The sequence below is a fragment of the Pseudomonas kairouanensis genome (assembly GCF_004682055.1).
Classification (GTDB): Bacteria; Pseudomonadota; Gammaproteobacteria; order Pseudomonadales; family Pseudomonadaceae; genus Aquipseudomonas; species Aquipseudomonas kairouanensis.
In genome coordinates this window covers 37,094-60,546 of record NZ_QUZU01000005.1, presented here as the reverse complement: position 1 = coordinate 60,546, position 23,453 = coordinate 37,094, and the positions used below count along the sequence as shown (strand labels likewise).

At 62.1% G+C, this 23,453-nt stretch carries 27 protein-coding genes; 10 read left to right on the top strand and 17 right to left on the bottom strand.

What is annotated here, in order from left to right; genetic code table 11:
- Positions 1 to 72: 72 nt before the first annotated feature.
- The 3 genes from DYL59_RS06220 to DYL59_RS06210 are packed head-to-tail and all read right to left on the bottom strand — an operon-like array spanning position 73 to position 2,419.
- Positions 73 to 981 carry a 5-oxoprolinase subunit C family protein gene (locus DYL59_RS06220; protein WP_135288398.1) on the bottom strand — a complete coding sequence of 303 codons (909 nt, stop codon included), beginning with the start codon at positions 979 to 981 and terminating at the stop codon, positions 73 to 75.
- Positions 978 to 1,682 (bottom strand): 5-oxoprolinase subunit B family protein, encoded by a 705-nt coding sequence (locus tag DYL59_RS06215; protein WP_135288397.1) that lies wholly within the window; start codon positions 1,680 to 1,682, stop codon positions 978 to 980. Before DYL59_RS06215 ends, DYL59_RS06220 begins: the two co-directional genes overlap by 4 nt.
- Positions 1,679 to 2,419 carry a 5-oxoprolinase subunit PxpA gene (locus DYL59_RS06210; protein WP_135288396.1) on the bottom strand — a complete coding sequence of 247 codons (741 nt, stop codon included), beginning with the start codon at positions 2,417 to 2,419 and terminating at the stop codon, positions 1,679 to 1,681. Before DYL59_RS06210 ends, DYL59_RS06215 begins: the two co-directional genes overlap by 4 nt.
- 176 nt (positions 2,420 to 2,595) lie before the next feature.
- On the opposite strand from DYL59_RS06210, the gene DYL59_RS06205 reads away from it, so the two are divergent.
- Positions 2,596 to 3,528 (top strand): LysR family transcriptional regulator, encoded by a 933-nt coding sequence (locus DYL59_RS06205; protein WP_135288395.1) that lies wholly within the window; start codon positions 2,596 to 2,598, stop codon positions 3,526 to 3,528.
- A gap of 115 nt (positions 3,529 to 3,643) precedes the next feature.
- On the opposite strand, the gene DYL59_RS06200 is transcribed toward DYL59_RS06205, so the two are convergent.
- From DYL59_RS06200 to DYL59_RS06190, 3 genes are read right to left on the bottom strand one after another with little or no spacing between them, the layout of a single operon-like run.
- Complete coding sequence (locus DYL59_RS06200; RefSeq protein ID WP_135288394.1) at positions 3,644 to 4,186, bottom strand: DUF2937 family protein; 543 nt, start codon at positions 4,184 to 4,186, stop codon at positions 3,644 to 3,646.
- A gap of 11 nt (positions 4,187 to 4,197) precedes the next feature.
- Positions 4,198 to 4,974, bottom strand: coding sequence for a class II glutamine amidotransferase (locus DYL59_RS06195; protein WP_135288393.1), 777 nt, complete (start codon positions 4,972 to 4,974; stop codon positions 4,198 to 4,200).
- 21 nt (positions 4,975 to 4,995) lie between these two features.
- Positions 4,996 to 5,526, bottom strand: coding sequence for an MFS transporter (locus DYL59_RS06190; protein WP_135288392.1), 531 nt, complete (start codon positions 5,524 to 5,526; stop codon positions 4,996 to 4,998).
- A gap of 24 nt (positions 5,527 to 5,550) precedes the next feature.
- On the opposite strand from DYL59_RS06190, the gene DYL59_RS06185 reads away from it, so the two are divergent.
- Both DYL59_RS06185 and DYL59_RS06180 read left to right on the top strand, forming a co-directional pair.
- Positions 5,551 to 7,593 (top strand): S9 family peptidase, encoded by a 2,043-nt coding sequence (locus DYL59_RS06185; RefSeq protein WP_135288391.1) that lies wholly within the window; start codon positions 5,551 to 5,553, stop codon positions 7,591 to 7,593.
- Between the two features lie 67 nt (positions 7,594 to 7,660).
- Positions 7,661 to 8,134 (top strand): cyclic nucleotide-binding domain-containing protein, encoded by a 474-nt coding sequence (locus DYL59_RS06180; RefSeq protein ID WP_135288390.1) that lies wholly within the window; start codon positions 7,661 to 7,663, stop codon positions 8,132 to 8,134.
- On the opposite strand, the gene DYL59_RS06175 is transcribed toward DYL59_RS06180, so the two are convergent.
- Complete coding sequence (locus DYL59_RS06175; RefSeq protein ID WP_135288389.1) at positions 8,131 to 8,409, bottom strand: hypothetical protein; 279 nt, start codon at positions 8,407 to 8,409, stop codon at positions 8,131 to 8,133. The two genes, DYL59_RS06180 and DYL59_RS06175, sit on opposite strands and share 4 nt — an antisense overlap.
- Positions 8,410 to 8,487: 78 nt before the next feature.
- Between DYL59_RS06175 and DYL59_RS06170 the strand changes: the two genes are divergently transcribed.
- From DYL59_RS06170 to DYL59_RS06155, 4 genes are all read left to right on the top strand, one after another.
- On the top strand, positions 8,488 to 9,174 hold the full coding sequence (locus DYL59_RS06170; RefSeq protein ID WP_135288388.1) for a spermidine synthase: 687 nt from the start codon (positions 8,488 to 8,490) through the stop codon (positions 9,172 to 9,174).
- Between the two features lie 60 nt (positions 9,175 to 9,234).
- Positions 9,235 to 9,609 carry a YajD family HNH nuclease gene (locus DYL59_RS06165; protein ID WP_003210675.1) on the top strand — a complete coding sequence of 125 codons (375 nt, stop codon included), beginning with the start codon at positions 9,235 to 9,237 and terminating at the stop codon, positions 9,607 to 9,609.
- A gap of 175 nt (positions 9,610 to 9,784) precedes the next feature.
- Positions 9,785 to 10,252: an RNA methyltransferase gene (locus DYL59_RS06160; RefSeq protein ID WP_014717486.1), complete on the top strand. Its 468-nt coding sequence runs from the start codon at positions 9,785 to 9,787 to the stop codon at positions 10,250 to 10,252.
- Positions 10,253 to 10,319: 67 nt separating this feature from the next.
- Positions 10,320 to 10,661: a YgaP family membrane protein gene (locus DYL59_RS06155; protein WP_135288387.1), complete on the top strand. Its 342-nt coding sequence runs from the start codon at positions 10,320 to 10,322 to the stop codon at positions 10,659 to 10,661.
- Between the two features lie 159 nt (positions 10,662 to 10,820).
- Here DYL59_RS06155 and DYL59_RS06145 read toward each other — a convergent pair whose 3' ends face one another.
- Together DYL59_RS06145 and DYL59_RS06140 are read right to left on the bottom strand one after the other, a co-directional pair.
- Entirely contained in the window at positions 10,821 to 12,041 is a 1,221-nt protein-coding gene (locus DYL59_RS06145; protein ID WP_135288385.1) for a M61 metallopeptidase family protein, read from the bottom strand.
- Between the two features lie 13 nt (positions 12,042 to 12,054).
- Positions 12,055 to 12,504 (bottom strand): YcgN family cysteine cluster protein, encoded by a 450-nt coding sequence (locus DYL59_RS06140; protein ID WP_065950524.1) that lies wholly within the window; start codon positions 12,502 to 12,504, stop codon positions 12,055 to 12,057.
- Between the two features lie 156 nt (positions 12,505 to 12,660).
- On the opposite strand from DYL59_RS06140, the gene DYL59_RS06135 reads away from it, so the two are divergent.
- Positions 12,661 to 13,245 carry a nitroreductase family protein gene (locus DYL59_RS06135; RefSeq protein WP_135288384.1) on the top strand — a complete coding sequence of 195 codons (585 nt, stop codon included), beginning with the start codon at positions 12,661 to 12,663 and terminating at the stop codon, positions 13,243 to 13,245.
- A gap of 125 nt (positions 13,246 to 13,370) precedes the next feature.
- Here the strand turns inward: DYL59_RS06135 and DYL59_RS06130 are convergent, their stop codons facing one another.
- The 5 genes from DYL59_RS06130 to DYL59_RS06110 all read right to left on the bottom strand — a co-directional run bounded on the left by DYL59_RS06130 (position 13,371) and on the right by DYL59_RS06110 (position 18,008).
- Positions 13,371 to 14,303, bottom strand: a complete 933-nt coding sequence (locus DYL59_RS06130; RefSeq protein ID WP_135288383.1) for a D-2-hydroxyacid dehydrogenase — start codon at positions 14,301 to 14,303, stop codon at positions 13,371 to 13,373.
- Between the two features lie 107 nt (positions 14,304 to 14,410).
- On the bottom strand, positions 14,411 to 14,704 hold the full coding sequence (locus DYL59_RS06125; RefSeq protein WP_135288382.1) for a YcgL domain-containing protein: 294 nt from the start codon (positions 14,702 to 14,704) through the stop codon (positions 14,411 to 14,413).
- Positions 14,701 to 15,834, bottom strand: coding sequence for a ribonuclease D (gene rnd, locus DYL59_RS06120; protein WP_135288381.1), 1,134 nt, complete (start codon positions 15,832 to 15,834; stop codon positions 14,701 to 14,703). Before rnd ends, DYL59_RS06125 begins: the two co-directional genes overlap by 4 nt.
- A gap of 122 nt (positions 15,835 to 15,956) precedes the next feature.
- Complete coding sequence (locus DYL59_RS06115) at positions 15,957 to 16,556, bottom strand: class I SAM-dependent methyltransferase (protein WP_135288380.1); 600 nt, start codon at positions 16,554 to 16,556, stop codon at positions 15,957 to 15,959.
- Between the two features lie 81 nt (positions 16,557 to 16,637).
- Entirely contained in the window at positions 16,638 to 18,008 is a 1,371-nt protein-coding gene (locus DYL59_RS06110; RefSeq protein WP_135288379.1) for a glutamine synthetase family protein, read from the bottom strand.
- A 317-nt stretch (positions 18,009 to 18,325) separates the two neighbouring features.
- Between DYL59_RS06110 and DYL59_RS06105 the strand changes: the two genes are divergently transcribed.
- Positions 18,326 to 19,165, top strand: coding sequence for a cache domain-containing protein (locus DYL59_RS06105; RefSeq protein WP_135288378.1), 840 nt, complete (start codon positions 18,326 to 18,328; stop codon positions 19,163 to 19,165).
- A gap of 130 nt (positions 19,166 to 19,295) precedes the next feature.
- Here DYL59_RS06105 and DYL59_RS06095 read toward each other — a convergent pair whose 3' ends face one another.
- Both DYL59_RS06095 and pobA read right to left on the bottom strand, forming a co-directional pair.
- Complete coding sequence (locus DYL59_RS06095) at positions 19,296 to 20,750, bottom strand: MDR family MFS transporter (RefSeq protein WP_238340630.1); 1,455 nt, start codon at positions 20,748 to 20,750, stop codon at positions 19,296 to 19,298.
- Positions 20,751 to 20,879: 129 nt separating this feature from the next.
- Complete coding sequence (gene pobA, locus DYL59_RS06090) at positions 20,880 to 22,064, bottom strand: 4-hydroxybenzoate 3-monooxygenase (protein ID WP_193557538.1); 1,185 nt, start codon at positions 22,062 to 22,064, stop codon at positions 20,880 to 20,882.
- 189 nt (positions 22,065 to 22,253) lie between these two features.
- On the opposite strand from pobA, the gene DYL59_RS06085 reads away from it, so the two are divergent.
- Positions 22,254 to 23,123, top strand: coding sequence for a helix-turn-helix domain-containing protein (locus DYL59_RS06085; protein ID WP_135288376.1), 870 nt, complete (start codon positions 22,254 to 22,256; stop codon positions 23,121 to 23,123).
- A gap of 56 nt (positions 23,124 to 23,179) precedes the next feature.
- On the opposite strand, the gene DYL59_RS06080 is transcribed toward DYL59_RS06085, so the two are convergent.
- Positions 23,180 to 23,359 carry a hypothetical protein gene (locus DYL59_RS06080; RefSeq protein WP_135288375.1) on the bottom strand — a complete coding sequence of 60 codons (180 nt, stop codon included), beginning with the start codon at positions 23,357 to 23,359 and terminating at the stop codon, positions 23,180 to 23,182.
- Positions 23,360 to 23,453 lie beyond the last annotated feature (94 nt).

The following is a 23,453-nucleotide window of genomic DNA, read 5'->3' as shown; positions in this document are numbered from 1 at the left end:
TTCAGTCACTGATGTATTGACTGAAAGACTGCTATCGGGAGCAAGCCCCCTCCCACATTTAGGATTGCGGCGTTATTTAAACCGCTGCAAAAAGTCGACGTGCTGCCGATGCGCCGTCTCCTGCACCACCGGCGCCAACCGCACCTTCTCTCCCGGCAAACACTGCGCCAGCCGCGCCAGCGACAACGGCGTCAATGCGCCCAGGCGCGGATACCCACCAATGGTCTGCCGGTCATTGAGCAACACAATCGGCTGCCCATCCGGCGGCACCTGGATCGCGCCCAAGGGAATCCCTTCGGAAATCAACGACGGCCCCTGGTACTGCAACGCCGTACCCAACAAACGCATGCCCATACGGTCGGCGCGGCTGTCCAGAGCCCATTCGGTGTTGAACGCATCGAACAGGCTTTGCCCGCTGAACTGGCCGATCTGGGCGCCGACGATCACGTCCAAGGCGGTATTGGCAGGCAGGCCTGTGTCGCTCAGCACTTTCATCGCCCCACCCGCACCGGAATAGGCCAAGCGCCCGCCTTCGGCCAATGCCCGTCCAAAACCATCCACCCCGCCCAACTCCTCTCGCACAACCGTGGCGCAACTGCCCAGCACCTGCGGCGCGTCAAACCCGCCGGGAGCGGCCAGATAAGCCCGCGCACCGTTGAACGGCTGAGTGAAGCGCAAGCGCTGGCCTTTTTGCAGGATGAAACTGCGGCCTGGGCTGATGGCGCGTTCGTCGATATACGCCCCAAGGTCCGCACCGGCCAGGGCCAGCAGGCAATAATCCTCGGCCTGTACGGTGAAACCGCCCAGGGTGATTTCCACCACCGGCGCGTCCAATGCGTTGTCCAGCAGCCAGTTGGCCCAGGACATCGACACCCAATCCAATGCCCCGCCCTGGGTGACACCCAGGTGGCGCACACCAAAACGACCGGCGTCCTGCAGCAGGCACAGCGGCGTACTGGCCTCGATGATCAAGCGGCTCATGCCTGCGCCTCCAACGGCGTGTCATCGCCACCCAATTTGATGAATTGCGCGTGTTCCACAGGCTCGAAGCGCACGCTGTCACCCGGCTGCATCAGGCTGTAGCCGTCGCGCTCGCGGTCAAATAGCTTGGCCGGGGTGCGGCCGATGAGGTTCCAGCCACCCGGCGACACCACCGGGTAGGCGGCCGTTTGCCGTTCGGCTATGCCGACGCTGCCGGCCGCTACGCGTTTGCGCGGGGTGTTCAGGCGTGGGGTCGCGAGGATTTCATCCACCAACCCCATAAAGGCGAAACCGGGGGCGAAACCCAGGGCAAACACTTGGTATTCATGAGCGCTGTGGCGGCGGATCACGTCGTCGATGCTGAGGCCACTGCGCTGGCTGAGCAGGCTCAGTTCGGGGCCGACACTCAGGTCGTACCACACCGGCAGCACATGGCACTGGCCGCTGCCCTGGGCTTGCGGTTGCAGGTCAGTGAGGGCCTGGTCGATCAGTTCCCGCGCCTGGGCCGGGTTAAATACGCTGAGGTCGTATTGCACCATCAAAGTGGTGTAGGACGGCACCAGGTCCACCAACGCTGCGCCAAACCCTTCACACAGCCGCTGAGTGGCAGCGAGCATCCAGGGCATGTTGGCTTCAGCGATCACGTCAAACAGACGCACCATCAGGCAGTCGATGGCGACTACTTCAATCCGTGGCTTCATGCGGGCGTCAACGCCTGGCGAATGCGTTGCACGGCGGCAATCGAACTGGCGTTGTCGCCGTGTACGCACAGGGTATTGGCTTGCAGGATCAACGGGCTGCCGTCGCTGGCGATCAGGGCTTCGCCACGGGAAAGGGTCAGGGCTTGCTGCACGATGACATCGGCATCGTGATGCACGGCGCCCGGTAACTGGCGCGACACCAGATGGCCCTTGTTGTCGTAGGCGCGGTCGGCAAAGGCTTCGAACCACAGGGTCACGCCGTATTCATCGCCCAGGGCCTGGGCCGCGCGGTTGTCGCGGGTGGCCAGCAGCATCAGCGGCAGGTCGCCATAGGCCGCCATGGCCTGGATGACAGCACGCAATTGCGCCGGGTTGGCCATCATGTCGTTGTACATCGCGCCGTGGGGTTTGACGTAACTCACGCGGGTACCTTGAGCGCGGCAGATGCCGTCGAGGGCGCCGATCTGGTAGTGCAGCAGGTCCTGGATTTCCTGGGGCGTATAGGCCATGGAACGGCGGCCAAACCCTTGCAGGTCCTGGTACGCAGGGTGTGCTCCCACTTGCACGCCGTGCTTGAGTGCGAGGCTGACGGTGTTGCGCATGATGCTGGGGTCGCCGGCATGAAAGCCGCAGGCCACGTTGGCGCAATCAATGAACGGCATGACCTCGGCATCCAGACCCATGGTCCAGTTGCCAAAGCTTTCGCCGATGTCGCAATTCAATAGCAGGCGGCTCACGGTGGGGCACTCCTGTAGGCTTTGTTTTTTTGTAGTGTGGGATTTTTTACGCAGAACTCGCAACTTGTCCTGAGCCCCCAACGACGCTTATCGTGCAATAGCTCGATTTTTGGCGCCGGCAGCCTGCGGCGTCCAACTAATAAAAACCGATCCATGCATAAGAAAAAGTTGATCCCATGAATTTGAAGTTCCTCGAAACCTTCGTCTGGGTGGCCAAGCTCAAGAGCTTTCGCCTGACCGCCGAGAAGTTGTTCACCACCCAGGCGTCGATTTCCAGCCGCATCGCGGTGCTGGAAAGCGAGCTGGGGGTGAAACTGTTTCTGCGCGACTCACGGGGCGTGAGCCTGACCCCGGAAGGCTTGAAGGTGCTCGACTACGCCGAGCAGATGATGCTGACCATGCAAGGGTTGAAACAGTCCCTGGAGACCACCAGCAGCAAGGTCGGGCGCATCCGCATTGGCGCCATGGACACGGTGATCCACACCTGGCTCAGCCCCTTGGTGGCCGAACTGATGGACCATTTCCCCCTGGTAGAAATCGAGTTGGTCGCCGATACCGCGCTTAACCTCAGCGATCAGCTGCAAAAAGGCTTCCTTGACCTGATCCTGCAAACCGACCTGCTGCGCCTCGAAACCGTGCGCAGCCTGGAGTTGTGCAGCCACCCCATGGCCTGGATCGTCGCCAGCCAATCGATTTACCACCGCGACTACGCGTCCCTCGCCGAACTGGCCCAGGAACGCATCATCACCTACTCGAAAAACTCCCACCCGCACCAGGACGTGCTCAGCCTGATGCAGGCCAACGGCGTGGCCGCACCGCGCATGAACTGTGTGAACTCGGTGTCGGCGATCACCCGCTTGTTGCGCGATGGCTTCGGCATTGGCGCGTTGCCACCGGTGCTGGTGATGGAGGAATTGGCGAAGGGGGAATTGGTGATGTTGCCCATGGAGCAGCGCCTGCCGAATTTGCAGGTGGTGGTGTCGTGGCGCGTGGGGGTGGAGTTGGTGGAGGAGATTGTGGGGTTGTGTCAGAAGGTAGTTGCCCGCTATGCCGAAGAAGTCGGCGAAGACAGAATGCAACTGAGCCCACACACTTCACTGAAAAAATAGAGATTCAAATGTGGGAGGGGGCTTGCTCCCGATAGCGGTGGGTCAGTCAATACATCTGTGACTGAAGAACCGCTATCGGGAGCAAGCCCCCTCCCACATTTGACCGAGTTGGGTTTTAGAGGCCTTTCAAGTCTCGCTCTTCAATCGGCCGGCTCTGGCGCAACCGCTTGCCGCCCAACACCACCCAGTCGATCAAGCGGAACAGGCATTCCAGCCCGAACGACAACAGCATCGCCCCGCCCAAGCCCCAGCCCATGGCCTCGGGCGTCAGCAAAATCTGATAGCTGTAGCCATTCCAGGTCTCCTGGCGAATATCCGGGTCAGCCGCCACTGCCACTTGCAGTGCGCGGATGTACCACGGGCCTTGCATGGCCTGGAATTGCTTGTCCAACGCCACCTGGCGATCGAGCATCGCGCCCAGGCTGCTGGCATCGCTTTGGAACACCGGGTCATCGCTGGCACGGTAATGCGCCACCAATGCCTGCAAATCACCCTTGAAGAACTGCTGCGCGGTGGACTCAAACCCGCGCAGGCCAGTCTGGGCCTCGATCAAATGGGCTTCGACACGCTTGGCGTAGTCATTGATAAACCCCGGCACCTGCACGCCGACCAACAAGCCAATGGCAAACAACACCAACCGCAGATAGCTGAGCAACATGGTCGATATCCTTACTCGGTAATGCCCTGGCTGACGCATTCACCGCGCCGCCACAGGCTCCATTGGCCCGGTTCGTAGCGGGTCCAGTTTTCGTTGTCGGTCAACGGCTCGGTGGCGATTACCGTCACCACGTCATTGGGAGTGGTCTCGGCCTGAAAATCGACGATCACGTCGACATCTTTCAAGCGTGCCGGGCCAAAGGGTGCGCGCCGGGTGATCTGCGCCAACTTGGTGGAGCAGTAGCAGAACAGCCAGTCACCGTCGCTGAGCAGGCAGTTGAACACGCCTTTGGTGCGGTATTCGGCACAGGCAGCGATCAGGTCCGGCAGCATCTGTTCGATGTCCACCGGCTCCGGGAAGGCTTCGCGCACGCGGTTGAGCAAATCGCAAAAGGCCGCTTCGCTGTCGGTGTCACCCACGGGGCGGTAGAAGGTGGCACGGGGGCTGAAGTCCGCCAGTTGGCCGTTATGGGCAAAGCACCAGTTGCGGCCCCACAGTTCGCGCACGAACGGGTGGGTGTTGGCCAGGCTCACTTTGCCCACGTTGGCCTGGCGGATGTGGCCGATCACCACTTCACTCTTGATGGGATAACGCTGCACCAGCAGCGCGACTTCCGATTCGCTGCTGGCGGCCGGGTCCTGGAACAGGCGCAAGCCGCGGCCTTCGTAGAAGGCGATGCCCCAACCGTCACGGTGGGGGCCGGTGCGCCCGCCGCGCTGCATCAGCCCGGTGAAGCTGAACACGATATCGGTGGGGACGTTGGCACTCATGCCCAATAATTCACACATGCCAGGGCTCTCGCTACAACGTTAAAGGCGCGGTTCGACGCGCATGCCGCTTACAGGGGCAGGACGGCGAAACGGTTCGTCATCCTCGACAGGCTCGGCGGCCAGCGCGGCGTCGGCAGCGGCCTTGCGCTCACGACGGTCACGGGCGGCGCGTTCGATGGGCCAGCGGATCAACACGATCACGATGTACACGCCAAAGGCGATCATCGCGTACATGAACAAATCGGAAATCGCCCGCCAGGCGTTATTGCCGACCTTGAGCAGCAGGTCCAGGGCGGTGATGGCCACGGCCGGAGCAAATTGGGTCTTGACCGGGTCGACCACGGTCGGGCTGAACAGCAACACCGCCATCAGCAATTGCAGCGGCTCGCGCAACCAACGCCAGATCCAGCGGGTCATGCGCCACCACACCAACAGGCAGCCCAAAGCGGCAAAGGCGTAAAGGCCCCAAGCGGTCAGATAGTCGTTCTCGGTCATGGTGTCCATGGCAACGTAGGCAAACAGGCGGCTATAGTAACGACTTTTGCGTGTCGCGGCTGCAAAGCCTGCCACCGTCCGCCAGACAGAGAGTGATCCATGCCGACCTCCAACGCCCCGATCGCCCGCAAAGCCCCAGGCCAGGACCCATACGCCTGGCTGCAAGAGCGTGACACGCCAGAGGTGCTCAACTACCTCAAGGCCGAAAACGCCTGGCAGGAAGCCCAACTCGCCGACCAGCACGCTCTGCGCGAAAGCCTGTTCGAAGAGATCAAGGGTCGCATCCTTGAAACCGACCTGTCCCTGCCCTCTCCTTGGGGCCCATATCTCTACTACACCCGCACCACCGCCGGCGACGAATACGCCCGCCACTACCGCTGTCGCCGCCCGGCCGATGACGGCAACCAGGTAGACGACAGCAGCGAAGAACTGCTGCTGGACCCCAACGTGCTGGCCAACGGCGGCTTTTTCTCCCTGGGCGCCTTCAGCATCAGCCCCGACCACCAGCGCCTGGCCTACAGCCTCGATACCAGCGGTGAAGAGATCTACACCCTGTACGTGAAGGAATTGGCCACCGGCAAGGTCAGCGAACTGGAGTTCCAAGACTGCGACGGCAGCATGACCTGGGCCAATGACAGCCTGACCCTGTTCTTCGGCGAACTGGACGACACCCACCGCCCGCACAAGCTGTATCGCTACCGCCTGGACGGCACGGCGGCGCAGGAAGTGTTCCACGAGCCTGACGGGCGTTTCTTCCTGCATTGCTACCGTTCCAGTTCCGAGCGCCAGTTGCTGCTGACCCTGGGCAGCAAGACCACCAGCGAAGTCTGGGCCCTGGACGCCGACCAGCCGCATTTGGCGTTCACCTGCCTGGCGCCACGGGTCGAAGACCATGAATACGATGTCGACCACGGCCAGTTGAATGGCGCGTGGACCTGGTTTATCCGCAGCAACCGCGATGGCATCAACTACGCATTGTTCGTGGCCACCGACATTGGCGACGTGCCGACCCAGGATGAGTGGCAAAACCTGATCCCCCACAGCGACGAGGTGATGCTCGACGGCGTGAGCCTGAACACTGGCGCCATGACCCTGAGCCTGCGCATCGGCGGCCTGCCGGTGATTGAAGTACACCCGCAAGGTCTATCGGCCTATCGCGTGGAATTGCCCGACGCCGCCTATAGCCTTTACGTACAGAACAGCCTGGAATTTGTCGGCGACAAAATCCGCCTGCGCTACGAAGCTCTGAACCGCCCGGCCCAGGTGCGCCAGCTGGAACTGGCCAGCGGCGCGCAGCAAGTGCTCAAGGAAACACCGGTGCTGGGCATGTTCAACGCCGACGATCATGTAAGCCAGCGCCTGTGGGCCACCTCTGCCGATGGCACCCAGGTGCCCATCAGCCTGGTGGTCAAGCGCGAGCAACTGGGCAAGCCAACGCCGCTGTACCTGTATGGCTACGGCGCCTATGGGTCGAGCCTCGATCCGTGGTTCTCCCATGCCCGTCTGAGCCTGCTGGACCGGGGCGTGGCGTTTGCCATTGCCCATGTACGCGGCGGCGGCGAACTGGGCGAAGCCTGGTACCGCAACGGCAAGCAGGAACACAAGCAGAACACCTTCAGCGACTTTATCGCCTGCGCCGAACACCTGATCGCCGAAGGGCTGACCACCTCCAAGCAACTGGCCATCAGCGGCGGCAGTGCCGGTGGCCTGTTGATTGGCGCGGTGCTCAACCAGCGCCCGGATCTGTTCCAGGCAGCGATTGCCGAAGTGCCGTTCGTCGATGTGCTCAACACCATGCTCGACCCGGAGTTGCCGCTGACCATCACCGAGTACGACGAGTGGGGTAACCCGCAAGAACCAGAGGTGTACGAACGCATCAAGGCCTACGCACCGTACGAAAACGTGCGTGCCCAGGCCTATCCGCACCTGTTGGTGATCGCCGGCTACAACGACAGCCGCGTGCAGTACTGGGAGGCGGCCAAGTGGGTGGCCAAGCTGCGCGACACCAAGACGGACGACAACCTGCTGCTGCTCAAGACCGAATTGGGTGCCGGCCACGGCGGGATGAGCGGGCGCTACCAGGGATTACGTGACGTAGCGCTCGAATACGCATTTGTGTTCAAGGCGCTGGGGTTGATTTAGGAACTTCGCGCGGCGGTTTTGTCTGAACACAGGACCGCCTATTGATTGATGGACCAAGATTGCAGCCATGCCTCAACCGACACTGTTAAACAACGAAATCCGCGACATGCTGATGGACTGCGGTCTGTTCGACCCACTGTTGCCGGAAGATTTTCATGTGGCCGCCGGCTACTTCAATATCAGCAGCATTGCCCAGGACGAAGTGATTTTTCTGGAAGGCGATGCGGGCACCTTTATGTGCATCCTCCACAGCGGCCAGGTGGCGGTGCAAAAAACCAACCACGATGGCCAGCGCCTGACCATCGCCACCCTGCGCAGTGGCCGGGCCTTCGGGGAGATGGCCGTGCTTGACGGCGAGCGTCGCTCCGCCAGCTGTGTGGCGGCCACTGACTGCGTGCTGTTGAACCTGGGCAAGGACTCCCTGGAAAAGATGCTCAACGAAGCCCCCCGAGTGGCCGCCAAGATCATCCGCGCCATTGCCATTGCCCTGTCCAAGCGCCTGCGCATGGTCGATGGGCAACTGCTTTCGCAACAGATCTAGCCGCCGGGTGTCTTCGGCTTGCTGTCGTTTTGCAGCAGGCCGGGCACTGTCTGGTCCTTGGGCGGGGTCGGCAGCACGATAGGCACCAGGGGTGGCGAGCCGTTTGTCTTGGGCACGGCCGTCGGGGTGACTTGGGGGTACAGGGTGGGTGTCGGGGTGCCCGGTGCGCCAGGGGTTGGCGCCGGCGTGACCGGTACGGTTTGCACCTCTTGGGCCTGGGCCGCACCCAATGTGAGCGCGCCGAGCACAATGACCGTTAGAATGCTGCACTTCATCGATGGCTCCATGGCCTGACCGGAATGCCACAAGGCTACTCCCAACTGCGCAAGAATGCCCTTCCCAATGAGATTTCCATGAAACGTTTCGTTCTGCTGGACACCACCCCGATCCCCGACAACGGCGGTGCCTTGTGCCTGTTCGAATACGGTGAAGACTTTGTCATCAAGATCCAGGGCGGCGACGGCGGCCAGTTGATGAACACGCGCATGCACGGTTCCGAAGATGCGCTGGCAGAGATTCCCTGCCGCAAGGTCGCCGGTCGCCCTGACTCACGGGTATTGATCGGTGGCTTGGGCATGGGCTTCACCCTCGCCTCGGCGCTCAAGCATCTGGGCAAGACTGCCGAAGTCGTCGTCGCGGAGTTGGTGCCAGGCGTCGTGGAATGGAACCGTGGCCCACTGGGGGAGAAATCCGGCCGCCCACTGCTGGACCCACGCACCGTGATCCGCCAGGAAGACGTGGCCAACGTGCTGCAGGCCGAGCCCCAGGGGTTTGACGCGATCATGCTCGACGTGGACAACGGCCCCGAAGGCCTCACGCAAAAGGCCAACAGCTGGCTCTACTCCGCCGGTGGCCTGGCCGCCTGCGCCAAGGCCCTGCGCCCCAAAGGCGTGCTGGCGGTGTGGTCGGCCAGTGCCGACAAGCTGTTCAGCGACAAACTGCGCAAGGCCGGGTTCAAGGCCGAGGAAGTGCAGGTATTTGCCCATGGCAACAAAGGCACGCGGCACACCATCTGGATTGCGGAAAAGCTCAAGGGCTAATTGCGCCGCGACCGGCTAGAATCAAGCGTATCCGTGACCACCAAACAGACAGGAGCCATGATGAGCTCAACCAACCCGCCCTCCCACACCGCCAAGCTGGACCGCATCCTCGCCGATGCCCAGCGCGACCGGGAAATGGGCTACCGCGACAAAGCCCTGAAAATGTACCCCCACGTGTGCGGCCGCTGCGCCCGTGAATTCGCCGGCAAGCGCCTGAGCGAACTGACCGTGCACCACCGCAACCACAACCATGACGACAACCCCCAGGACGGCTCCAACTGGGAGTTGCTGTGCCTGTACTGCCACGACAACGAACACTCACGCTACACCGACCAGCAGTACTTCGGCGAAGGCTCCACCAGCAGCCCGACCATTGCCAAGGCCACGCATAACCCGTTTGCGGCGTTGGCGGGGTTGATGAAGAAAGACGACTGAGATTTTGGTTGCCTGTACCGGCCTCTTCGCGAGCAAGCCCGCACACATTTGTACGCGTACCTCCTTTGGAATGCCGTCAAATGTGAGAGCGGGCTTGCTCGCGAAGGCGATCCCACAAACACCCCATCACTCCCAGGCCGTATAATCGCGGTTTTCCTCCAAGGCACCCTTCCCCGTGGGCAATAAACGCTACAGCTGCATCGGTCTGTATAACCCCAAATCCCCCGAAAACGTTGGTTCGGTCATGCGCGCCGCCGGCTGCTACGGCGTGGCCTCGGTGTTCTACACCGGCGTGCGCTACGAGCGTGCGCGGGACTTCATCACCGACACCAAGAAAGTCCACCACGACATTCCACTGATCGGCATCGATGACCTGAAAAAGATCCTGCCCCTGGGCTGCATCCCCGTCGCCGTGGAACTGGTGGACGGCGCCCGCCCGCTGCCCGAATACACCCACCCCGACCGCGCGCTGTACATCTTCGGCCCCGAAGACGGCTCCCTCGACAAAGAGATCCGCGACTGGTGTGAAGACGTGGTGTACATCCCGACCACCGGTTGCATGAACCTGGCGGCCACCGTCAACGTGGTGCTCTACGACCGCCTGGCCAAGGGCAACAACACCCGCTCGGGCCCCAAGTATTGATCTTTTGGGAACATCCGGCGCCTGCGCGCAGTCAGCTACGTATCACTAGCCTTGTTGGAGACAGATCATGAGCGACAGCAAAACCTTGCGACCTATCATCGAACACACCCCCTTCGAGACCCAGCCCACCCAGAACGTACACGGCTGGGAGCGCATCGGCTCGGTGGCCGGTGGCGTGATGATGGTGGGCAAAGGCCTGCGCCGTGGTGGGATTTTTGGCTTGATCCAGGTGGCGATTGGCGGCGTGGCGCTGGCGCGTGGGTTTACCGGGCACAGCTCGCTCAAAGACAAGCTGGAGCAGGGTCGCCAGGAAATGAACAGCGTGCGTACCAAGATTGAGCGGGCGGGTGCTGAGCTGAAAAACCTGAAGACCAAAGCAGAAGTGGCTGCTGAAAAAACCACTGGCTAAAGAAGATCTCCCAAACAATGGAGATCTAAATGTGGGAGCGGGCTTGCTCGCGAAAGCGGTGTGTCAGTCAACACATGTATCAACTGACACACCGCTTTCGCGAGCAAGTCGAATCGTCGCACCGCCGCTCCCACATTTGGTTTTGTGTATGGCTTTGGATCAGTGCAGCAATTTGCTATCCAGCACCACTGAAGGTTCGCCGAGAATGCTCTCAGCCAACTGCGCAAACTCCGCCGTGGTAATGCTGTTGGCCCGCATCACAGCCTGGGCCAGGTCGTCCAGCGAACGCTTGTTATGGGTTTTCACCCGAATCTCGCGATCCAACTCCTGCAACACCACCACCGCCCGGGAAACCGTCGCACCGCTGACGTGCTCGCCGCGCAAGGTGGTCACGTCCTTGCCTTCCTTCGCCAACCGCGCCTGGATCGCTTGGTAGCGCTCGTCGGTGATCCCACCGGCGCGACGCACCAGTTCGATAGCGTAATACTCGGCGATGCCCTCACTGATCCAGTCACTGGTGTCGTGGTCGTTGAAGCGCCCAATTGCCTGCACCACTTCGCGGATCAGCGGGCTGCTGCCGTTTTCGCTGACCAGCGGCGTGCGGCTGTTGAGGTAGATCGAGTCGCGGGCCGAGAACGCGCCACGGCGCATCGGGTCGCTGGCACCCACTATCAGCAGCTTGGCGGGGTGGCGTGGGAACGCCGCCTCCACCTGGGGCCAGACGAAGGTCAGCAAGGTCAGCACATCCATGCGGCGCATGGCCTGGCCCTTGGGTGAGGCCACGGTAACTTCAGTCTCGCCCAGGCGCACGCGGCGACTGCCCAGGGTGCCGGCCAGCATCCAGCCAGTCGGGCGGTCGAACAGGCGCGACACATTGTCGATGCGGAATTTGTTCTTGCCGATGCGCGGCCAGGCGGTTTCGATGCTTTTCCAGCCGGCGGGCAGTTCGAAGGCCAGGCGCGAGACCAGTTCGACGCCATCCTGCTGGTCGAGCCGCGCAGGGGGCACCAGGTCTTCGCCACGCAACAGCGCCCAACTCGGCGTCATGCGGGCCTCATAGAGGCCGGGTTTGCGCGCATGGGTCAGGCGTACGCGGTAAGTCAGGCTGGCTTTGCTCGCGCTGGGCTGCCACCGGCCACGGTGGTCGGTGATACGCCACTGGCCATCAGCCTTGAAGTCGCTGTAGTCGCCGTCGCGCCCCAGGTCAAAGTCCAGGCTGCGCACCGCCGAGCCCTGGGACAGGCTCACCCGCACCTCGGCCTGATCGCTCTGGGGCAGCAACTTGACGTGGTAATCCAGGTCGATTTTCTTGGCGCACCACGCAGGCATGCTCAATGCCAGCAACACCAGGCTTGCTGCCAGCTGGGTTCGCTGCCTCATACACACTCCTTGTTCAACCCGCGCGGAAAATCAGGTAATCCTCCCAGTCGTCTTCGGGCACGCTGCCTTCGCTGAGCATGCGCCCGGACTGGGAAATGCGTTCATGGTGCACGGCGTCGCGGTCGCCACAGACCAGGTGGTGCCACAGGGGCAGGTCCTTGCGCTCACTGACCAGGCGATAACCACAGGTCGGCGGCAACCACTTGAACTGGTCGGCCTGGCCCGGTGTGAGCTGGATACAGTCGGGTACCGAGGCGCGGCGGTTGGGGTAGTCGCTGCACTGGCAGGTTTTCAGGTCGAGCAGTTTGCAGGCGATGCGCGTGTAATAGACGCTGTTGTCGTCTTCATCCTCAAGCTTTTGCAGGCAGCACAGGCCACAGCCGTCGCACAACGACTCCCACTCCTCCTGGTCGAGGTGTTCAAGGGTTTTGCGTATCCAGAAAGGTTCGACTTTGGCGGCCATGGCTCTACATCAGTATCGGTAGGTGAAAAGGCCGCCAGTCTAGTGCCCAAGGCCCGTGGAACCAAGCGCTTACGACTGGCGGTGTAACAACACTTGTCAGTCTAGCGGGCGCGCAGTAGCTTTGAACGCCGAATTGACCCTCAGGAACCGCTGCCCATGACACGCGTTGCCGATTACCCGATCCACACTCAGTTCACCGAACGTTGGTCGCCCCGCGCCTTTACCGGCGAGAGCATCCCGCAAGAAACCCTGCTGAGCTTCTTCGAAGCGGCACGCTGGGCGCCGTCGGCCTACAACTCCCAGCCTTGGCGCTTTCTGTACGCGCGCCGCGACACGCCGAACTGGGAACGTTTCCTGGGCCTGCTCAATGAATTCAACCGTGGCTGGGCGCAACACGCGTCGGCCCTGGTGATCATTGCCTCGAAAACCGACTTCACCGCCCCCGGCGCCAGCGAAGAAACCCCGGCGCTGTGGCACACCTTTGATACCGGTTCCGCCTGGGGCCACCTGGCGCTGCAGGCCAGCCTCAGCGGTTGGCACACCCATGGCATGGCCGGTTTCGATCAGGAGTTGACCCGCAAAGAGCTGAAGATTCCGGAAGGTTATGCGCTGCATGCCGCCGTGGCGATTGGCAAGCTGGGTGACAAGTCGACCCTGCCGGAATACCTGCAAGGCCGCGAAGTACCGAGCCCGCGTCGTCCGTTGAGCGAGTTGGTGTCCGAAGGTGATTTCAGCCTCTAAGCCAGACGCATAACGAAGTGTGGGAGGGGGCTTGCTCCCGATAGCGGTACATCAGTCACACAGTTGTTGACTGACACTCGGCTATCGGGAGCAAGCCCCCTCCCACATTATTGTCCCGCGCTGCGTCAGTAACCGCGTGCGAAATCCACTTCGCCGCGCAACGCCTGCTTGGCCTGATACGCCCGCACATTCTGCATAAACAACTCCACCATCAACTGCGGCGACGTCGGTGCCGAACTGTGCCCGGTCAGCAGCAACCCCCAGGCGGTCCAGAACGGATGGCGTTGGGGCAACGGCTCCTGGCGGCACACATCAATCACGGCGCCAGCCAAGTGTCCTTCCTTCAGGGCTTCAACCAGGTCGGCATCCACCACGGCCACCCCACGCCCCACGTTGATAAACAACCCGGTGGGCTTGAATTGCTTGAACAGCGCCGCGTCGTACAGGTCGTGGGTGCTCGGCGTGTTGGGCAGCAGGTTGATCACGTAATCCACCTCCCCCACCAACCGCCCCAACTGATCGAGCCCGGCCACTTCAATAAACGGTGCCTGCTCCCGCGCGGTGCTGGCGATGCCGTACAGCTTCACGCCGAACGGCACCAGAAACTCGGCAACGCTCTGGCCGATATCGCCAGTGCCTACGATCAATACCTTGCGCCCCGCCAGGCTCTGGCCGGTGCGACCGTCCCACTTGCGCTCCACCTGGCTGACCAGGCGCGCCAGCACTTCGCGCTCGTGGCCCAGCATATAGGTGAGGACAAATTCAGCCATGACCTGGCCGTAGATGCCCACGGCGCGGGTCAGGCGGTAGTCGCGTCGCAAGCCGTCGGCGAGCAACGGGGTGATACCGGCCCAGGTCGATTGCAGCCACTGAGGCTGATGGCCCTGGCGCAACAGAGTGGCCAGCAGGTCCGGCTGGCCCAGCCATACCGGGCAATCGGCGGCCAGGCGTGACAATTGGGCCGAATCGCCGCTGGTGAGCACTTCAAGGTCCGGCGCAACTTCGCCCAGCAGTTGGGCGTAGAGCGGATGATCCTGTTCAGCAATCAGAACACGCATGCTTAAAACCTTTCAAAAACAGTGCAGACGGCCGCCCGCATCCTTACGGCCACCGCCCACGTATACGATTTCATTGAAGACGGTGCCCCGCACAGGGCACCCACCGATCACATCGGGTCGTTGCGGCGCAGCAGCTCTTCGGGCAAGTGCTCGATGTACTCGTCCTCGGCCGGCGGCATTTGCAGGTGGTAGCCCTGCTTGTCGAGGTTTTCCAGGACCTGGACGATGTCTTCCTGTTGCAGCTTGCGCTCGGGGCTCAACACCAGGTCGAAGGCATGGGCCGGCTTGCCGAAAATGGTCAGCAGGCCTTCGGGCACACGCTCAAGGGCATCGCTCTTGAGCACATACAGGTACATGCCGCTGCGTTTGGAGCTGCGGTAGATGGAGCAAATACGTTTCAAGGCTGTTCTCCGGCAGTGGCCAGGCTGTCGAGCAGCGCCTGGCCCATCAACTCGCGGCGCCAGCCACGCAGCGAGTCTGGCAATTGGTAAGGCCCGTCGGGGTAGCCACTTTTGACCAGGGCTTCGAGGGTTTTCTTGCGCAGCATCAGTTCCGGCGCCATGTCCAGGCGCTCGGCCTCGGCCTGGCCCAGGGCACGCAGTTGCTTGATCAGCGCGGCGGCGTCCACTGGCAAGGGCTCGGCGACCGCAGGCGGCCATTGGTCGATGGACACACTGCCAGCACGCTTGATCAAGTCCAGCAGGAACTGGCCGTCCTGACGCACGGTGCGTGGGTGCATGTCTTCGATCTTGCCCAGGGCGGCGAGGTTGTCCGGCTGGGTCTTGGCCAGTGGCCACAGCGAATGTTCGCGGATGATGCGGTTACGCGGCAGGTCACGGGCGCGGGCTTGTTGCTCGCGCCAGGCGCACAGCTCGCGCAGCACGGCGAGTTGGGCACGGGACAGTTTCCAGGCCAGCTTGGCGTCGCGGTACACCTCGTACGGGTCGACTTCGCGGCGCAGGTTGGCCACCAATTCGGCACCGTCTTCCAGGACCCAGGCGTACTTGTCGTCCGACAGTTGCGGGCGCAGGCGGACGTAAACCTCGGCCAGGTGCAGCGCGTCTTCGGCGGCGTAGCTGATCTGCGTCTCGGACAACGGGCGCTGCAGCCAGTCGGAACGGGTCTCGCCCTTGGGCAACTCGATATCCAGCACCGCTTGCACCAGGCGCGAGTAGCCCATGGAGAAACCGAGGTTCAGGTAAGCGGCGGCCAATTGGGTGTCGAACAGCGGCACCGGCAGGCTGCCGGTCAGGCGCAGCAACACTTCGAGGTCTTCGCTGCAGGCGTGCACCACCTTGATCACCGCCGGGTTTTCCAGCAAGGCGGCCAGGGGTTGCCAGTTGTCGATGGTCAGGGGATCGATCAGGTAAGCGCGTACGCCATCACCGATCTGGATCAGCCCGGCAATGGGATAAAAGGTGTCGACCCGCATGAATTCGGTGTCGAGGGCGACGAATGGCAACTGCTGCCATTGGGCGCAATGCTGGCCGAGGCTATCGTTGTCGCAGATCCAGTGAATATCGATGGCCACACGGCTCTCCCTTGAAGAATGGCGCGCAGTATATATCGCGAAAGGGTCTTGCGAGCATCCGCAGTGCACAGGCGGCCATGAAAACTCTGACAGGAGATGAAGAATAGTCCGACAGACGGAAACTATCCCCTCTTACGCAGCACGTAGACCCGCCACAGCTTGGAGCCCGGTACGAACTCCTGCTGATTGAGGACCTCGAAGCCCGCCTGGCCAAACTCGTTCTCAACCGCTGTACGAGCGTTGACCGAGACGATCACCGTGTCACGGCTGACCCGATGAAACTCGCGCAACAGTGCCAGGCGCCCGTCGCTGCTGGGCACATGCCGAAACAATTCCAGGCAGAAGATGCAGTCCACCGCGTTCGCCGACAGGCCGATGGAAAACGCCGACCCCTGGAACGTCTTGACCCGCTTGAGCAAAGCCGCCGGGTGGTGGGTGCGGGCATGGTCGAGCATGTCCTGGGAATTGTCCGAGGCCAGGATCACCCGGTTGACGTGCTCGGCCAATACCGGCCAGAAGCGCCCCGAGCCGCAGGCCAGGTCCAGGATCAGCCCCGGCTCGCCAGCCACTTTCAGCGCCTGGCGCACCAACCATTCGTCGCGCCACGCGGCCAAGCGCTGCATCACGCCGGGCGGGCGCGTGTCGCCGCAGACTCGCGCATGCTCGCGGTCACAGCGCTCGGCGTATTCGTTCTCGATGGAGGATGGAGGTTGTGGCGACATCACGGGCTCATATGGGTGTGAACGACCTTGAATCACAGCTTAACCAGCGCAACGTGAAAAAAAGGTCGAAGCCTGTAGAGGTCACGCCTGATGCAAATACCACCGCCAATCCTGCTCACCCACCTCCCCCATGAACTGGCGATATTCGGCGCGTTTCACCGCCAGGTACACACCAAGAAACTCGCTGCCAAAGGCCTCTTGCGCCCAACTTGAGCCCTCCAGCGCACGCAACGTGGTAAGCCAATCGGTGGGCAAGAATTCTGTGGCCTGGGCGTAGCCATTGCCTTGCACGGGCGCGCCGGGGTCACGTTGCTCGCGGATGCCTCGGTGGATTCCGGCGAGTATTGCCGCAGCGGCCAGGTAAGGGTTGGCATCGGCGCCACAGATGCGGTGTTCGATATGCCGGGAGTTGGCCGGGCCGCCGGGCACGCGCAGGCTGACCGTGCGGTTGTCCACACCCCAGGTAGCGGCCAGCGGCGCGTAGCTGTTGGTCTGGAAACGGCGATAGGAGTTGGCATTGGGGCAAAACATCAGCAGCGAATCGAGCAAGGTGCTGAGCATGCCGCCCACCGCCTGGCGCAACAGCGGCGTGCCGTCGGCGGCCTCGCTGGCGAACAGGTTGTTGCCCTCGGCATCCGCCAGGCTCACATGCATATGCATGCCGGTGCCGGCCAGGTCGTCGAAGGGCTTGGCCATAAAGCAGGCGGTCATCCCGTGTTTGTGCGCCACGCCTTTGACCAGGCGTTTGTAGCGCACCGCTTCGTCCATGGCCTGCATGGCATCGGCGCGGTGTTGCAGGGTGATTTCGACCTGGCCGGGGGCGTATTCGGAAATGGCCGTGCGTGCGGGGATGCCCTGCAGTGTGCACGCGCTGTAGAGGTCGGCCAGGAACGGCTCGATCTGTTCCAGTTCGCGCAGGCCGTAGACCTGGGTTGAGCGCGGCCGTGCGCCGTCCCTGTCCCGCGCCGGTTGCGGGCGGCCGTTGCCGTCAGGTTTGTGGTCCAGCAGGTAGAACTCCAGCTCCGCCGCCATCACCGGGTAGTAGCCATCGGCCTTGAGCCCGTCGATGACCCTAGCCAGCAAGTGCCGGGGGTCGGCGACGGTGGCGGGCAGGCCCTCGGTGGGGTGCATGCTCACTTGCACGGCCGCCGTGGGAATCAGGCGCCATGGCATCGGTTGCAAGCTGCCGCTGATCGGGTAGGCGCGGCAGTCGATATCCCCCACCTCCCACACCAGCCCGGAGTTTTCCACGTCGTCGCCGTTGATGGTCAGGCCCAGGATGGTGCTGGGCAACGGCCGCCCGCTTTCGTAAACCGCCAACAGTTCGTCGCGGTGCAACAACTTGCCACGGGGCACGCCGTTGTTGTCGAGGATAAACAGCTCGAACATCTCGATGGCCGGGTGCTGTTCCAGAAAGGCTTGGGCTTCGTGCAGGCTCGCGAAAACACTCATGGGAATACTCATAAGTTTGTGTCGGTCAGGCGCGCAGGTGCGCGTCATCCAGGGGCGTGGATCAACGTAGGAGTGCCGAATCTGGCGGGCGGGCGTGCCGGCAGTGAAACAATGCCCAGAAGGCCAGCTCGGGGAGCGTATCGGGGGAGCCGTCCATGGGGGGTCACTGTGAGGTCGATGCCCGGCAGCGTCACACGCCTGAATAGGCGGTTAAATTCAGGCTTGGCGGAGTTCAGTTGCAGCGCAGCTAAACATTCGGCGGTTTGAACCGCAGCCGTCTACGCTCTTGTCACACCAACAAGAACGAGGGACGGACCATGAAGGGAATGCTCCGAATCACCTGGCTGCTGCTGTTGTGTTTCAGCCAGGTGCACGCGGCCACCACCCAGGAAGACGACGCCACGGCAGCCAAGGCGTTGCTGGAAAAAGCCTTGGCGTACTACCAGAGCAATGGCGACAAGGCCTTCGCTGCATTCAGCCGCCAGGGGGAGTTTGTCGACCATGACCGCTACGTATTCGTGGTGGATACCCACGGCGTGTTGCTGGCCAGCGGCGGGCCTTCCTCGGCGTTGATCGGTCGCGATGTCAGCGAAGTGCTCGGGCCGGACTTGCGCACATCCTTCCAGAACGCCCTCAAGGTACCGGAGGGCCAGGGCATCCAGCAGGCCGACTACCGCTGGCAAAACTGGAATGACGGCAAGGTCGAACGCAAGCATGTGTTTTACCAGCGCGTCGGGGAACGCATCCTGGCGGTCGGCTATTACCTGCCACGGGCCACGCCGGAACAGGCGCGGGCGCTGCGCAACAAAGCGGCAGACGCGCTGCTCAAGGATGAAGCAGGCACCCTCAAGGCCATCAATTCATTGCAGGGCGGCTTCCTGCAGGATGACCTGTACGTGTTTGTAGTGGACCTGGGCACCCAGCGCTACGTGGCCCATGGCACCAACCTGCGGTTGATCAACACCGACTTCGGCAAGATCAAAGACCCGGATGGCAAGCCGGTGGGCGAGCCGATCCTCAAGCTGATGGCCGACCAGGACCAGGGCGAATACACGTATCGGTGGAAGAACCCGGTGACCGACAAGGTTGAGAACAAGCATGCGTATCTGCGCAAGGTGGGGCACTTCATGGTTGCGGTCGGCTACTACAGCCCCTGAAGCTGGACGCTAATAAACAGGTGGGAGCGGGCTTGCTCGCGAAGGCGGTGTGTCAGTCAACACATGTATCAACTGAGAAACCGCCTTCGCGAGCAAGCCCGCTCCCACATTTTGATCTGCACAGGGCCTGTTATTGCGCCTTGTCTTCCCGCCCGCGCAATACCCGGTTAGGCATCGCGATCGCCGCCGCCAACCCCAACAGCGACACCGCCGCACTCACCATCAACAAATGCCTAAAGGTCACCGCCAGCTCCCCACGCAAGGCATCCTGCGCCGGGCCGGGGGCGGCGTTGAGGCCGTCGAGCAATACGTTGCCCGAGCCACCCTCGCTCACCAGCGCACCGCTGGCCATCTGAGCAAAACTGGAATCTTGCAACAGCGCCAACAGCAACGCCGACATGCACGCCACCCCCACCGCCCCGCCCAATGAGCGGAACAGGTTGGTCGTGCTGGTGGCCACGCCGATATCCCGCTGCTCCACCGAATTTTGCGAGCCCACCAGCGAGGTGGGGAATTGCAAACCGGCGGCGATGCCGCAGAGCAGCATAAATACGCCGGTCATCAGCACCGCCTGCGGGGCGCTGAAGGCCATGCCGAGGATCGCCAGTGGGCTCAACAGCGCACCGCAAAGGATCATGGGTTTATACCGCCCCGTGACCGATGTCATGCGCCCGGCCGAATACGCGCCGATGGGCAAGCCCATGGCCAAGGGCAGCAGGTGCAGGGCGGCACTGTCGGCACCGCCGCCGGTCACCGTCTGATAACGCAAGGGCATCAGCACCGTCAGGGAAATCGCTTGGAAGCTGGTGAAAAACACGGTGCACCAGCACAGCACCGCACTGCGATTGGCAAACAGGTGCATCGGCAGCAAGGGCTCCCGGGCGCGGCGCTCGTGCCAGACAAACAGCGTCAATGCCACCAGCCCGCACGCGAGCAGGCCCAGCACTTCACGGTCACGCCAATGATGGCCCTGACCGATTTCGGTGATGCCCAACAGCATGGCGGTCAGGCCGATGATCATCAGCACGGTACCGAGGTAATCGATGATCGGCTTGCGCTGCGGCACCGGCAGGCCCACCAGCGTGCGATGGGCCACGTACCAGGCGCCGGCGCCCAACGGCAGGTTGATCAGAAATACCCAGCGCCACGACAGGTACTCGGTCATAAAACCGCCCAACACCGGCCCGGCCACACTGGCCAAGGCGTACATGCCGCTGAAATAGCCCTGGTAACGCCCGCGTTCACGGGGCGCGATGATGTCGCCGATGATCGCCTGGCTGACCGAGATCATCCCACCGGCCCCAATGCCCTGCAGCACCCGCGCCAGCACCAATTGCTCCATGCTTTGCGCCATGCCACAGAACAGCGAGGCCACGGTGAACAGGCCCATGCCGATCAGCATCATGGGCCGACGCCCGTAAAGGTCGCCGAGCTTGCCGTAGATCGGCACCGCCACGGTCATCGCCACCATGTAGCCCGAGATCACCCAGGCCAGCAGGTTGACGTCATGGAACTGGGCGGAAATGGCCGGCATGGACACGGCGACGATGGTCTGGTCCAGGGCGCCGAGGAAAATCGCCAGCATCAGCGCAGCCAGGATGCTGCGCACAGCGGGGACCGGTGGAGCGGGTTGTTCGAACTGAGCCACAATAAAACCTTCAAGCGGGGCCCGCAGGTACAGGCGGCCCGCGGGAATGCTCGGTACGATAGCAGGCTATTCAATAGCTTCGTAAGGAAGTCCTACGTAATTTTCGGCAATCGTCCTACGGCCGGCTTCGGAATGAGTGAAGTAATCCAGTTCACTGTCGGCAATGCGTTGGCTGAAGCCGTCGGCCTGCGGGAATTGATGCAGCATCGACGTCATCCACCAGGAAAACCGTTCGGCCTTCCACACCCGGCGCAGGCAAATCGCCGAATACCTCTGCAGCAAATCCATCCGCCCCTCGCCGTAGACCTTGAGCAAGATGCGATACAGGGTGCTCACGTCACTGGCCGCCAGGTTCAGCCCCTTGGCGCCGGTGGGCGGTACGATGTGCGCCGCATCCCCCAGCAGGAACAGACGCCCGTACTGCATGGGTTCCACCACAAAACTGCGCAAGGGCGCGATGCTTTTCTCGATGGAAGGGCCGGTCACCAACTGCTCGGCAAGTTCAGGGGGCAGGCGGGTTTTCAGCTCGTCCCAAAAGCGCTCATCCGACCACTCATCCAGGGGTTCTTCCACTGGCACTTGCAGGTAGTAACGGCTACGGGTCGGCGAGCGCATGCTGCACAGGGCAAAGCCGCGCGGGTGCCTGGCGTACACCAGTTCCGGGTGCACGGGCGGGGTATCGGCGAGCAGGCCCAGCCAGCCGAAGGGGTAGACCCGCTCGAAGATGTTCAGCGCGTCGGCCGGAATCGATTGGCGCGCAACCCCGTGAAAACCATCGCAACCGGCAATGTAGTCGCACTCCAGCCGAAAGGCTTGGCCCTGGTGCTCGAAGGTGAGCCAGGGTCGATCACTTTTCAGAGCATGGGGCAGCACGTTGCGTGCTTCGTACAGGGTGGTGGCACCCGCCTCGGCGCGGGCGGCCATCAGGTCGCGGGTGACTTCGGTCTGGCCATAGATCATCACGGATTGACCGCCGGTCAGCGCCTTGAGGTCGATGTGGGTGAGTTGCCCGTTGAGCGCCAGCTCAAAACCCGCGTGCACCAGACCTTCTGCATCCATACGGTGGCTGACGCCGGCCTGGCGCAGCAAGTCCACCATGCCTTGTTCCAACACGCCGGCGCGGATACGGCCTTGCACATGGTCGGCCGTCTGCCGCTCAAGAATAAGGGTGTCGATTCCAGCGTTGTGCAGCAGCTGGCCGAGCAACAGTCCCGAGGGACCGGCGCCGATAATGGCGACTTGGGTTTTCAGGGTTTTCATTATTGTTATCGCCTGCAAAGTCCATCCGAACGGATAGGGTGAAACGGTTGTCATTGGTTTTGCTGCTGACATTTTTCACTTGAGTGGCTGGCATAAGAAGGTGAAAACTGAGCCAAAGCCTGCGCTTTTTGCCAATCGGGGCGATTACCGCACCACTCTTCTGGGTATCGGATTGAAACCATGACCAAACCCGCGATTCCGGTCTTCAAGCTTTACGGGGAACTCCAGCAATGGCCCACCCCCGATTTGCTGCACTGTGAAACCATTTCCCGGCGCAGTCGGGAATACCAGTGGGAAATCCAGCCCCACCGGCACGCGGACCTGTGCCAACTGTTGTACGTCCACAAAGGCCAGGCACAACTGGAGATCGAAGGCCAGCGCACCACCTTGAACGAAGCGACGCTGCAGGTACTGCCACCGCTGTGTGTACACGGTTTCAGGTTTTCCGAAGAGGTGGAAGGCTATGTGGTGACCTTGTCGGCGCCACTGGTGAACCACTTGCAGACACAGTTGGCGACCAATGTGGAAGGTTTGCAGGCCCTAGGCAGTTACCCGGCGGGCAAGGACAGCGACTACCTCAATAGCCTGTTCGCCCGCCTGCAGGACGAATATGCCGATGAACAACCCGCCCGGGACATGATGATGCACGCCCTGGTCAGTGTGCTGCTGGTATGGATCAGCCGCCACGCCATCCAGCGCCGCGATCCGCGCGCACCCCGTGGGCGCGAGTACTTTCGACGCTTTACCCAGTTGGTGGAATTGCACTATCGCGAACACCCGAAGATCGAGGACCTGGCCCACAAGCTGGGGATCTCGGTCTCACACCTGAACGGCACCTGTCGGGAATTGGGTGGCCAGCCTGCGCTGCAGATCATGCATGACCGCCAGTTGCTGGAAGCCAAGCGCCTGTTGACCTATACCAGCATGACCATCAACGAGATGTCGCAGGTATTGGGGTTTTCCGACCCCACCAACTTCTCCCGGCTGTTTCGCCGGCGGGTGGGGTTCTCGCCCAAGGCGTTTCGCGAGCAACTCAAGGCCGATGGATAAGGCTTATGTGGGGGGGCCAAGCCCCCTCTCACATGTGAGCCTTCACCCGTACACCATCAGCGCAACGCGCTGAAACTGCCGGTACGTGGTACGCATTGGTCCTGGTGGCAACTGATGGCGAAAGCCGCCGGCTGCATACGGGTTTGTTCAACCCGGTAGGCGGCCGTGCCGTACAGCGCGGTCGCCAAGGCGCACAGGGTGAAAATCATCAGGTACTTTCTGGTTTTTAGAGTCATGGCACAGACCTCGGCACGGATCTAAACAGTGCTGTTTAAAGCATAGGCCAGCCGGGGCGAGTTGCCATTATTGGACGACATTCAATCGGTTTAT